The sequence below is a fragment of the Chitinophaga sp. 180180018-3 genome, from assembly GCF_037893185.1.
GTDB lineage: Bacteria > Bacteroidota > Bacteroidia > Chitinophagales > Chitinophagaceae > Chitinophaga.
Genome location: NZ_CP140772.1, coordinates 7,111,872 through 7,124,002 on the forward strand (window position 1 = coordinate 7,111,872; position 12,131 = coordinate 7,124,002).

Consider the following 12,131-nt stretch of genomic DNA (forward strand, 5'->3'; position numbering starts at 1 on the left):
GCTACAATAGATTTTTTTGCAAAACTGAACGACAGTTAAACTTGCAATATATAATTTATTTTCACATTATTCTGGTTCGAAGCCGAGCATAAAGGTAAACTTAGCGGCATCTTTCAGACCACCACCCGGTTGGAGACGATCGAAACCAATACCGTAGTCAAATCCAAGCAAACCAAACATCGGCAGATAGAAACGCATACCGATACCTGCGGAACGGCGCAAACGGAACGGATTGTACTCATTCAGATCCTTATAACCATTTGCCGCTTCCAGGAACGCCAGACCAAAGATGGTAGAGCTGGGGTTCAGGCTGAACGGATAACGCAATTCCATCACGTACTTGTTGAATACAGTGAATCCGGAATAATCTGCCGGCTGCGGCCCGTTCTCGGGATTCACACTCGGATTGGAAGTATAATACACCGGATAACCTCTCTGAGAGATGATATCGCGGTCGTAGATCGCAAAGTTACTCAGACCATCACCACCCAATTCAAACCTGCCAAAAGGCGACAGCGTTGTACGGTTGTTATAGCGGCCAATATAACCAAATTTAGCAGCTACTTTCAACACGAATGTCTTGTTATCTGTGCCCCTCGGACGACTCAACGGTACATACCATTCTGCATTGAAGCGGTATTTCTGGTACTCGATCAGCTTAAACTGTTCCGAAATCGGCTCCTTGGTATAGTCCTTCCCCGGATTGAACAAGGAGTAAGGTGGCGTATACTGGGCAGACACCATGAAGTTAGAACCACTTCTCGGGAAGATCTGCTGATCCACAGAAGAACGTGACAGTGTCAGTTTAAAGTTGATGTTGTTGGCAGTACCTGACTCAAAACCTCTGATCCCAAAATAGTTATAATTTTTCAGTTTATACTGTTGGTAGTTCACTGAATAGATCAGGGTGAAGAAATCGTCCGGCCATTTCAGCTGTTTACCCAATGATACAGAGGCACCCAATACTTTAAAGTGACCATTGGTGGAAGTACTGGTATCTCCGTATATGCGTTTGTAATAATCATTGTACGCATAAGGATTCTGGTAGCTGCTGTAAAAGCTTACAGAGAACTGGTTTCTCTTCTTTCCACCCAGCCATGGCTCAGTGAAAGAGAAGTTATAAGAGCGGTATGCTTTACCGTTTGAAGACACACGAACAGATAATTTCTGTCCGTCACCACTTGGCAAAGGATCCCAGGTTTCTTTTTTGAAAATATTACGTAGAGAGAAGTTATTGAAAGTAACACCCAGTGTACCGGTCAACCCGATATAACCTCCCCATCCGGCAGATAACTCCAGCTGGTCGTTTGCTTTTTCTTCTACAGTATAATCGATGTCCACCGTACCATCCTGCATATTAGGTACCGGGTTCATTCCGATCTTTTCCGGGTTAAAGAAGCCCAGGTTAGCGATTTCACGGTTAGAACGGATCAGATCCTGACGGCTGAATTTCTCACCGGGAATGGTACGCAACTCACGACGAATTACGTGCTCGTTGGTTTTTTCGTTACCGGCAATACGTACTTCCTTGATGGTAGCCTGCGGCCCTTCACGCATACGGATTTCGTAGTCGATAGTATCGCCCCGGATCCCAATTTCCACCGGATCAATCTGGAAGAACAGGTAGCCATAGTCCATATAGTAGCTGGTGATATCACCACCTTCCTGCGACATTTGTTTACCCAGGCGTTTTTCCAATAATTCGAGGTTGTACACATCTCCCTTCTTGATACCCAGAATACGGGTCAGCAGGGAATCTGAATAACGGGTATTACCTTTCCAGGTGATATCACCAAAGTAGTACTTTTTACCTTCGGCGACCTGCATATCGATATTCACATTCTGGTTATGCACCTTATAAGTGGTATCTCTTACGATCACCGCATCGCGGTAACCTCTGGAGTTATAAAGTGACATTACTTTCCCCTTATCCTCGATGTATTTATTCTCGTTGAATTTGGCAGAACTGAACAGCTTAAAGCGAAAATAGGGGTCCAGCTTTTCGATGGCCCTGCTGGGCTGAAGGAACCCGTAGGTTTGCCAGAAATCATCTTTGGTGGCAGCAGAATCCACATAAACATGCTCCGTATCCGGATGAAGCGTAAAACGGGAACGTTCTTTAGTGCCCTTCATTTTTTTCTTGATCCTGGAATCCGGAATATTGTAGTTACCTACGATATTGATATCCTCTACACGAACTTTACTTCCTTTGTTAACATAGAAAGTAACATGACGGGAGTTTACGGCACTGCTATCGCCACTTTCTTCAATGCGAACAGTAGCATTTCCAAAACCCTTATCGGCATAGAATTTATGTACTACCCCGATCACATTCTGTTTGAGGGCCTGCGTGATAACATTCCCCTTACGCAGATTGGCTTTGGTAGTGATATCATCGGCTTCTGTCTTCTTAATTCCTTTAAAATTAAAGGCCGACATACGTGGCATTTCGGTTAACCCGATTTCGAGCCAGATTTTATTGCCTTCAATTTTGGTTACATAAATGGTCACATCGGCAAACAACCGTTGTGCCCAAAGGCTTTGAATTGCTTTAGTGAACTGGTCACCTCCGGGGTAGGTTACTTTATCGCCTACATTCAGCCCGGAAAGAGACAGCAGTAATGACTTATCCAGGTATTGTGTGCCGACAACGGTGATTTCTGCAATCTCGTATTGTTGCGGAACACTTGGGATGGTCGGAGAAATTGCGGGCGGATTAGCAGGCGGTTGCGTGGGAGGCAGGGTATCTTTTTGCTGAGCAGATACACGAATGCCGGCACCACAACATAATGCTATAGCCAGAAGGCCCTTAGGAAATAATTTCTTCATTCTGCTGAATTTGTTCGCTTGTTTTGCCAAAGCGCCGTTCTCTGGTTTGGAAATTTAAGATGGCTTGATAAAGATGTTCTTTGCGGAAATCCGGCCAGCGGGTATCTGTAAAGTATAGCTCCGCGTAGGCCAGCTGATATAGTAAGAAGTTACTGATTCTGCATTCTCCACTGGTACGGATCATTAATTCAGGATCCGGCTGTCCGGCGGTACAAAGATATTTTTCCCATACCTCCTGAGTAATAGTCTGTGGGTCCAGGGTACCGTTTTTTGCATCCTGAGCGATTTTTTTGGCAGCATTCACAATTTCCCATCTTGCACTATAGCTGAGCGCCATGATAAGATTAAGCCCCGTATTCTGACTGGTAAGGGCAATAGCTTCCTCCATTTCCAACTGGCATTGTGGCGGTAACATTTCCATATCACCAATTACACTCAGTCGGATATTATTTTTACTTAATGTATTCACCTCCATCCGGATGGTGTTTACAAGCAATTCCATGATGCCATTAACTTCGTAAACCGGCCGGTCCCAGTTTTCCGTAGAAAATGCGTACAAGGTCAAATAACCTATTCCCAGCTCTGCACAGGTGGTCACGATATTACGCACACTTTCTACCCCTTCGTGGTGCCCGTACAGCCTGTCTTGTCCGCGCTCCTTTGCCCAACGGCCATTCCCGTCCATGATAATGGCTATATGGCGTGGTAACCGTTGCAGATCCAATTTGTCCTTCAAACTCATTTGTGTCAGGCGTATTATAACAGATTATACCAGATTTACTTCACTAAAAGGGTGCAAAGATACAAAAATAGAGTAATGACTTTTGCGGCAAAGCTTATTGAGGTCTTTTAACGTAGTTTTAACAGCGAATTCAATACCAGTGGGGATCTTAGCAATTTCGGAGACCTGTTACGGTGGTTCGCAGGCATAGAGAGCCTACCCGCAGAAAGTTGTTTTCCGGATATTTAAAATTTACAACGGTAAGAAGTAAAGAGGATACTAATGGTCAGTTCCAGGGTAATAAACTGGTCTTTGTCGCGGCTGTTTCCGCGTTGCCGGCCCGGTACTCCAATAGGGGTGCCCATAACACCCGATCTGTCCTGCAACTGAGCTGCCACGGAAGGCTGCCCGTTAGCCAAAGGCGGGAATGCTGCCAGTCCGGCGTAGGTGGTACTCACATCGTCCAGATAATCCGTTTGGGTAAACCGGTACAACGCCTCTAAGCCCACATTTACTTTTTTTGAAATATTATATTTGAACCCGCCCCCTATCAGCCAGGCGTAGGATACCAGGCTATAAGGCTTACGATCCGGATACAAAGCGGTTCCCTGACCTTCTGTTCGAAGGGGTTGCAGGAAATACTTCGTTCCATTAAGATAAGCGTAGGGATTGAAGTGAAAAATACTGGCACCGCCAGTAAGATATGGAGAAAATCGTCTATATAAACTTCCCGGCTCAAACTTGAAAAAATTAAAATCGCCCTGGAGTGCCAGTTCCCATACATTCGTATTGAAACTCAGGTTCCTGCGGCGCTGATACTCGTTTTTACTGTATGCATCCGAGTAGCCAAGCTGTAAAAACCGGCCATGAACACGCACGCCCACATAATCATTCAGGTATTTCCGGTAATAAACCCCAATAGCAGGTTTAGGAGCATTCAGCGCTCCTGTCGTATTCAGGTCGCCAAAATAATGCGCGGCCCCTACCGACAATCCCAGCTCCCCGACGTATGACAGCTCGTTCTGCGCGGCAGCACGCTCTGCAAACAGACAACCTGCCAGTGACAGCAATGACAAAATAAGATATCGAGGGTATTGAATAGGTTTCAGCATAAAATCAGTCCTACTTAAACGCTAAAATGCCGGATTTATTTAATGTATAGCTGACGATTATGCTTACAGATATAACACGATTTCTTCATGGGGCATAATTTATATTAATATCAGCAGACAACACATTTGTAAATGTAACAATATAATTTACATTTCTATACTTTAATCATGTTTCTGGCGTCGATACCCCATAACAGCTTGTTTCGCAGGGTATGGAGGAAATTGCTGTCGTCTAGTCGCAACAGACTGATTTTGAAATGTTCTTTCTTCACAGCCAGCTGTACGGTATTATCGATTGTTTCCATCCGGCTATCGAGGGTACAGAGGAACTGATCACTCCGGCCTTCCACCTCGAACGAAATGACATTGTCGTTCGGTACAATGATAGGTCGTACATTGAGGTTATGTGGAGCTACCGGCGTGATAACGAAGTTGCCGGCATCCGGGAAAACGATAGGCCCGCCGCAGCTGAGAGAATATCCGGTGGAGCCGGTAGGAGTAGCCACAATCAGCCCGTCGGCCCAATAGGTATTAAGGAATTCCCCGTTCAGATAAGTATGGATTTTTACCATCGCAGATGTATCCTTTTTGTGGATGGTAAATTCATTCAGGGCATAAGGCACCTCTCCGAACAAAGGGATATTTGCATCCAGATGCAGGAGGGAACGCTGATCCACTATATAAGTTCTGTTCAGCAGCGCCTGAACCAGGCCATGAATTTCACCTTTACCGATGCTGGCGAGGAAGCCCAGGCGCCCGAAATTGATCCCTATTACAGGAATATTGGTATCTCTCACGTAGCATACCGTATCCAGCAATGTTCCATCTCCTCCAAGACTCATGAGGAAGTCGATCCTTCCCGGCAGGTCTTCCGCGCAGGAAAATGTTGCCGGTGTTTTTTCAAAAGAAATGTGTTGCTGTAACGTACGATAAAATGGTTCGTAGAGGATGGCTTCTATTTCCGCCTGCCGCAGCTCCTGCAGCAACAAACGAATATTAGCTATATCTTCTGTAATAAATCCCCTGCTATATAACGCAACCTTCATAATAGAGATAGCTTTAGCTGTCGGCCGCTGGCTGCCAGCCTGTTTGTTGTTAAAAAAATTAACCGGCACAGATATCTAAAAGATAACAGCCGGCAGCTGTTTTACATATCTATACTGGTGTGCAAAAATAGGCCTTTTTGCCCTAACTGGTTAAAGCTGTACTCGATGCGAAGACTGGTGTCATAGAATGTTACGATATCGAAACCGAGGCCCCCGGTATAAAGGAGGCGATTATCGAGGAAGCCGTTGCCGGGAAATTTATTATATGCATAACCGACATCGCCATAGCCTTTAGCAAAGATACGTACCGGTACGGAGCTGAATTTCTTTGGTACGATGGGAAGTCTGAATTTAAAAGACACCAGTTCCTGGCGAAGGGTGGATTTCAATATGGCGAAGCTGGTGCCGTCTATTACATAATACTCCAGTCCTCTCAGGTAGTCGTCGCGATACCCCAATGCCTGCCGGTTAATATAAGGCTGCTCCGGGCCAAATTTGGCCATACCACGGAAGCCCAGTGCAAAAAAAGTTTTGGGGCGGAGCTCCCAGTATTTGACGGTACTCAGGCGAAACTGTACATCTTCCACATCGTTCCAGGGGCCCAGTCCGCGTTTACGGAATTCTGCCGATAAACTGAACCCTTTCAGAGGATATACCCAGCTGTCTGCTTTGATATAGGAGAACCTGTAAACAAGATCGAGGAAACTCACGTGCGTACGGCCTTTGCCCAGGTAATCCGGATTAATGACGGCTACCGAATCGGCCACTTTCTCATAGTTATAATTGAGGAATACCTGGTGCCGGGCGTTAATAGCGCGGCGGTAGCTGTAATTGAGCCCCACCACATACAACTGCCGGAGAAAATCATCTTTGCGGAAAAACAGCTGTTTATTCAGGCTGGTACTATCGTTCACTTCGCGGTTACGATTATATGCCAGCAATATACCAAGGCCGTGGCGGAAATGTTTATCGATATAGGGAAGTGTGTACTGCAAGGCAAAACGCTGCGTATAGCCGAACTGTATAGTTGCATTCAGTTCATCGTTGCGGCCGGTCAGATTCCCCTGGGTGCCGGTAACGCCTATATTAAGACGATTTAAGCTTCGTTTTTTCTCTACCCACCACTGGTTAAAGTTCCTGTCGGCCAGCTTGAAGATAGGAAAAGCGAACGTATACCATCTTTCCCAAACCTCAAACACGAGGTCGGCCTGGTTACCTTCCCAATTCTTAACATTCGCGGTAACATTCAGAAAGAGAGAGGTGTTCAGCAGTTGCTTACGACGTTCTTCCAGTGTAGCTGCCAGATCCTGCAGGCGTACTGTATCTCCGGGCACAGTACTGATTTCCCGCAATACCACGGAAGTCCGGGTGCGTTTATTTCCCAGGATAATGATATTGCGCACCACCAGGTAGCTGCTATCCTTTGCAGGTACAGACTGTCCTTCCACAATTTCAGGTAACAACAATCCCACCAGGCAGATTACAGCCAGCAGGCGGAAACAGCATCTCAGCATGTAGGTTCTTAAAGCATTTTAAAAGCGTTGACAATAGCCAAATATAAGCATTAAGAATCAGGAAAGAAGAATTAAGAAATAACGGGAAGACCTTAGCGATTAATCATTACAATTACCTGCTAAGGTCTTCCCGTTATTTCTTAATTCTTTCTACATGCTGATGTAATTCATCAACAAGTCGTAATTCTTTTTGAGCCCTTCTTCTTCAGGCTCTTCCGCAAAAATATATTTGATAACGTAATTAAAGCGCTCGAAAGTGGCCACCAGGCCTTGCAATTCCTGGCGGTTGGTTTTCAATACCACTTCCAGTTTACCTGTGGCAGGGTTGGTAATGGTGTTCACACTCAGCAGTGTTACGTCGTTAGATTCGGCAATACGGGCGATTTCACTCAGGGCGTAGTCGCGCGGCTCTACCTCAAAAGCAAGGATACCGCCGGGTTCCTTCACTCCGTTATAGGTTGCCAGTGCAGCCAGCAACGTATCTTTTGTGATGATGCCCTGGTATTCGTTTTCTTTGGTAACGACAGGCAACACTGACAATTTGAAATCGTAGAAGAGTTTAAGTGCTTCAAAAAGATGCGCATATTCCATGACAGCCGGACGGGTCCCATTGTACTCCATTGATTCGAGGGGAACCTCCGGATCTTCCAGGTCCAGGATATCATCTTCCTCTACCAGGGCCAGGTATTTGCTATCTATTACCATAGGAAGTTGCGTCAGATGATATTCATTCATCAGACGCAGTGCCTTGGAACCCGCATCTGAAGGATGCAGGGCAGGTATTGAAGATATGAGTTCTCTGGCAATCATTTTCGTCTATTCTTATACAATAATAGTAAAGAATATGCCAAAAGAAAAAGAAATTACATATACGCAGGATCAGCCCACCTTTGGGTGCAGCTGCCAGGCAGATCGGCCTCTTTTTTTAATTAGCAGGTTGCAGTTTCAGTTTCTCCAGGAAAGCATGCAGGATCTTATTAAACTCGTCGGGAACTTCCATCATAGGCGCGTGTCCGCACTTATCAATAAACTGCAGTTCAGAATTAGGTATAAGTTTTTGGAACTCTTCTCCCACCATAGGTGGAGTAATGGTATCATTCATACCCCAGATCAACAGTGTAGGCTGTTTAATATCTTTCAGTTCATCTCCCAGATTATGGCGGATGGCAGATTTTGCAAGCGTGATGATCTTGATCACCTTGAGGCGGTTATTTACGATCTCGAACATTTCATCTACCAGTTCCTTTGTAGCCATTTTCGGATCGTAGAAGGTCAGCTCGGCTTTTTTGCGTATGTACTCGTAATCTCCCCGTTTAGGATAGGTTTCACCCATTCCGTTTTCAAACAGTCCTGAGCTCCCGGTCAGGATCAGCGACTTAACAGGTGCTTCGGGATGTTTCAACAGGTATGTAAGCGCCACATGACCACCCAGGGAGTTACCAAGTAAATGCAGTTCCTGGTATCCTCTCGCCTCAACAAATTTATGCACAAATTTGGCGAGCCCTCCTACTGATGTTTCGAGGATGTTTAAATCATACAGCGGTAACATCGGGATCACAACCTTGTTATACTGCCGGAAATACTCGATCATGTGCGAGAAATTACTCAAGGCACCAAAAAGTCCATGCAATAATACCAACGGTTCTCCTTCTCCTTCTTCTATGTAATTAAACTTACCCTGTGTTTTGATTTCGTAATCCATTGCCAAATCTTGAAAGTCAATTTTACGCTAAAATAATTCTTTTTATTAATCTAAATAATCTTTGAAACGAGTTAACCAGGCTGAATATGCCGGGCTGCTGTCTCAAAAAAAGATTGTAATTGGGCGAACATATCCTTAAAAACAGGTATAATGGTTCCCATATGATCCAGTACCCAGGGGCCGATATGCTCGATATATGGATACACAACAGACTGCTGCTTGGTTCCAGGGCTCAGCAGGTATGCCTGGTTGGCCATCCATAATAATACGCTGTAAATTATTATAAATATAATGCTGTACAGGAGTATGCCACCCAGCCGGTTCAACCAGCCCAGCATCACCATTTCCACCAGTTTCTGCAATGCGCTGGCTCCCAGCCTGACAAGCAATATCACGCCCAGGAACAGAATAATAAAGCAGAGAACGGGTAGCCATCGGGAATGCATATCCCAATGCTGCTGAACATACAATGCAGTTACCGCCGATAGTTTCAGTGCTGCCGCCAGTCCCAGTATAGCTGCTACCAGCGAAAATATCGCTACTATCAACCCTCTTGTATAGCCCCTGTACAGGGCAAACACCATGATAATAGCAAAAATAACGTCTATAGACATGATAGAAATATAGGGAATTTACCGGTGCCTGAAACCGTTATATCGGTAAAATATTATCCGGCACCGGTAAATGCTATTTACTGAGCAGCTCTTTCACCAGGGCGGAGATGGCTTTGCCATCTGCCTTTCCGGCCAGTTGTTTGGTTGCTGCGCCCATCACCTTGCCCATATCGGCAGGTGAGCTGGCTCCTGTTGATGCAATAATATCTGTAATGGCTGTACGTAATTCAGCCTCACTCATTTGTTTAGGCAGGAATCTCTCGATCACCTCGAGCTCTTCTTCTTCTTTCTTAGCCAGGTCTTCACGGTTCTGGGTACGGAAAATCTCCAGGGAATCTTTACGCTGTTTGGCAAGTTTCTGCAACAGCTTGGTTTCATCTGCTTCTGTCAGTTCGCCAGAGGCGCCTTCCGCAGTTTTAGCCACCAGGATAGCAGCTTTGATGGCACGTAACCCTCTCAGCTCAGCCTCTTTTTTCCCCAGCATCGCAGCCTTGATGCCTGCGTTGATATTTACTTCTAATGACATATGGTTAGGTTTAATGGATTATTGTCCTTCTGCGGCCTGCTTATCCTGGAATTTCTTAAAGAAATCCTTTGCGAAAGCACGTATATCATCTGCCTGGTCCTTGTAGGGAGTTGCCCTGGCGTATGTATCTGCCATGGTCATCATGGTCTGGAAAAAGAAATCCGCCATCTCATCTACCATCATTTCCTTGGTCCACAGGTCAATACGCAGCGCTGCTCTTTCGGCCGGATCCCAGAAAGATACGATCATTCCTTTGGCCTTGATCATCCGTTCTTCTTTATTATCTGTAGCGCTCCACTCTATTGATTCGGGCACTTTCTGATCGTCCAGACCCACCTGGATCTTTATCGTAGATGTCTTACTCATGTTTTTTCAATTAAAGCGCAAAAATAGCCATCATTTGGCGATTTTTGCAAATGCCTGTCCAGTTGCATGTTCCCAGAGCTGTGCCGCCGCCTGTTCCCAGCTACTATAGGGGCTTTCCGGCGCGGCCTTTGCCAGTAAACGGGATCTCAGCTGTTCATCTTTGTACAACAGGCTCATTTTCTCCGACAGGTCGTCCTGACTCGTCGGATCTACATACAATACCGCATCTCCACCTGCTTCCTGCGCCAATTCACTATCTATCGCAATTACCGGCACTCCGCACCGATGTGCTGCGTAAATGGGAAGCGCCAGCCCTTCGAAACGTGTTGGGTAAACGAGTGCATAAGCCGCTCCGGTCAGATCCGCCAGATCCTGCTCATTGGCATTCTCTACTATCACCACATCCTGCCTGAATTTATAACTCTGCAGGGAATTTATGATCTCTGCTCCGGCTGCTGTTATATTTCCTGCCAGCACCAGCCGTATATTACTACGCTGACGCTTTTTCAATGCGGAAAAAGCTTTCAATACGGGCATAATATTATTCCGTGGATGTATGCTTGCGGTAACCAGGAAATATTCTGCTCCCGCAGCCCATGTTTTCTTCACGGCTTCCCGCTGTTCCCAGTCCAGCGGCTTATACAGCTGACTCAGACCTGTATTCAGTCGCAACAGCTTATCCGTTACACCAGGCGCATAACGTACCAGTTCTTTATTAAGCGTATCGGACAGCACTGCCACTTTCCAGGCCCGCTCCAGGTACTGCGCCAGGTGTTTTTTCAACGACCGCTGCTGCACCGGGGTTTGCAGACCGGCATCCCGGAGAAAGGCCAGCTCCCTGATTAATAGCACCGCCGGTACTTTACTGCGTAAAGGCAGGGTACCATCGAGACCAATAAACAGGTCGGGCTTAAACGGCTTCATCGCCCCTACCAGCTGCCATTCCAGCCACCAGTAGTTATGCCATGCCCTGGTACCTCTTCTTGGCAATATCACTGAGGTGGTATTCGCCGGAAAAGTGAGCCCGGGAGGTACATCTCCATCAAAGAAAAGCGTAAACTGATGCCCCGGCTGCTGCCGGCACATCGCCAGGATTATTTCAGTGGCCACCCTCCCGGTATCTGCAGGTGTATCCTGTCTTAAACAGGCGGCATTAACGGCGATTTGCATATACGGTTACTTTGTCTGCAAGCATGCAAACCTACGCAATTTTAGCATCGGGGGACCCCGTTTTTTACTGGGAGGATTTATTGGTAAGATAAAAAATCTGCGGAGGAGCCGCATTGGCCGGATTCCCTACCGATGCCAGCGTTACTGTTACGGCATAGGTTTTCAAAGGCTTCAGATGCTTCAATGTAATAGTAAACGGTGTGGTAGTAACGTTGGCGATATCGTCTTGTGGTAAGGGGATTACATTGGTTTCTGTGGCTACATTCAGCGTCACTTTCACCCCCTTATCCGGCATCCGGGAAGTAATGTTCACTTTTAAGCCGTAAGTGCTGTCCTGCGCTACGTTATACTTATTCAATTGAACATCCGGCATATTGAACGCCAGGGTTTCTTCCTGTGTACCAGGTGCAGGGTTGTCCCCTTTCTTCTTCTTACAGGAAGTAAAAGTCAGCAATACGCAGGCTGATAAGGCAGTCAGACAGGCTTTCAATAACATATTTCAAATTATAAGGAGATTTGAAATTAGCTTTT

12 protein-coding genes are annotated in these 12,131 nt (G+C 46.0%); all 12 read right to left on the reverse strand.

What is annotated here, in order from left to right:
- Nucleotides 1-66: 66 nt before the first annotated feature.
- The 12 genes from UNH61_RS27945 to UNH61_RS28000 all read right to left on the reverse strand — a co-directional run bounded on the left by UNH61_RS27945 (nucleotide 67) and on the right by UNH61_RS28000 (nucleotide 12,096).
- Nucleotides 67-2,829: a POTRA domain-containing protein gene (locus tag UNH61_RS27945; protein ID WP_326995296.1), complete on the reverse strand. Its 2,763-nt coding sequence runs from the start codon at nucleotides 2,827-2,829 to the stop codon at nucleotides 67-69.
- Nucleotides 2,810-3,571: an isoprenyl transferase gene (locus UNH61_RS27950; RefSeq protein ID WP_326995297.1), complete on the reverse strand. Its 762-nt coding sequence runs from the start codon at nucleotides 3,569-3,571 to the stop codon at nucleotides 2,810-2,812. Before UNH61_RS27950 ends, UNH61_RS27945 begins: the two co-directional genes overlap by 20 nt.
- Before the next feature lie 224 nt (nucleotides 3,572-3,795).
- Nucleotides 3,796-4,662, reverse strand: coding sequence for a DUF6089 family protein (locus tag UNH61_RS27955; protein WP_326995298.1), 867 nt, complete (start codon nucleotides 4,660-4,662; stop codon nucleotides 3,796-3,798).
- A gap of 155 nt (nucleotides 4,663-4,817) precedes the next feature.
- Nucleotides 4,818-5,708 carry an NAD kinase gene (locus tag UNH61_RS27960; RefSeq protein ID WP_326995299.1) on the reverse strand — a complete coding sequence of 297 codons (891 nt, stop codon included), beginning with the start codon at nucleotides 5,706-5,708 and terminating at the stop codon, nucleotides 4,818-4,820.
- Nucleotides 5,709-5,809: 101 nt separating this feature from the next.
- Complete coding sequence (locus tag UNH61_RS27965) at nucleotides 5,810-7,222, reverse strand: POTRA domain-containing protein (protein WP_326995300.1); 1,413 nt, start codon at nucleotides 7,220-7,222, stop codon at nucleotides 5,810-5,812.
- Between the two features lie 150 nt (nucleotides 7,223-7,372).
- A complete protein-coding gene (locus UNH61_RS27970; RefSeq protein WP_326995301.1) occupies nucleotides 7,373-8,032 on the reverse strand; it encodes a CBS domain-containing protein in 660 nt (219 codons plus the stop codon).
- A 115-nt stretch (nucleotides 8,033-8,147) separates the two neighbouring features.
- Entirely contained in the window at nucleotides 8,148-8,924 is a 777-nt protein-coding gene (locus tag UNH61_RS27975) for an alpha/beta hydrolase (protein WP_326995302.1), read from the reverse strand.
- 71 nt (nucleotides 8,925-8,995) lie between these two features.
- Complete coding sequence (locus UNH61_RS27980; protein ID WP_326995303.1) at nucleotides 8,996-9,538, reverse strand: CvpA family protein; 543 nt, start codon at nucleotides 9,536-9,538, stop codon at nucleotides 8,996-8,998.
- A 73-nt stretch (nucleotides 9,539-9,611) separates the two neighbouring features.
- Nucleotides 9,612-10,064: a GatB/YqeY domain-containing protein gene (locus tag UNH61_RS27985; RefSeq protein ID WP_326995304.1), complete on the reverse strand. Its 453-nt coding sequence runs from the start codon at nucleotides 10,062-10,064 to the stop codon at nucleotides 9,612-9,614.
- Nucleotides 10,065-10,082: 18 nt separating this feature from the next.
- Nucleotides 10,083-10,430 (reverse strand): gliding motility protein GldC, encoded by a 348-nt coding sequence (gldC, locus tag UNH61_RS27990; RefSeq protein WP_326995305.1) that lies wholly within the window; start codon nucleotides 10,428-10,430, stop codon nucleotides 10,083-10,085.
- Between the two features lie 30 nt (nucleotides 10,431-10,460).
- Nucleotides 10,461-11,600, reverse strand: coding sequence for a glycosyltransferase (locus tag UNH61_RS27995; protein WP_326995306.1), 1,140 nt, complete (start codon nucleotides 11,598-11,600; stop codon nucleotides 10,461-10,463).
- A 64-nt stretch (nucleotides 11,601-11,664) separates the two neighbouring features.
- Nucleotides 11,665-12,096 (reverse strand): hypothetical protein, encoded by a 432-nt coding sequence (locus UNH61_RS28000; protein ID WP_326995307.1) that lies wholly within the window; start codon nucleotides 12,094-12,096, stop codon nucleotides 11,665-11,667.
- Nucleotides 12,097-12,131 lie beyond the last annotated feature (35 nt).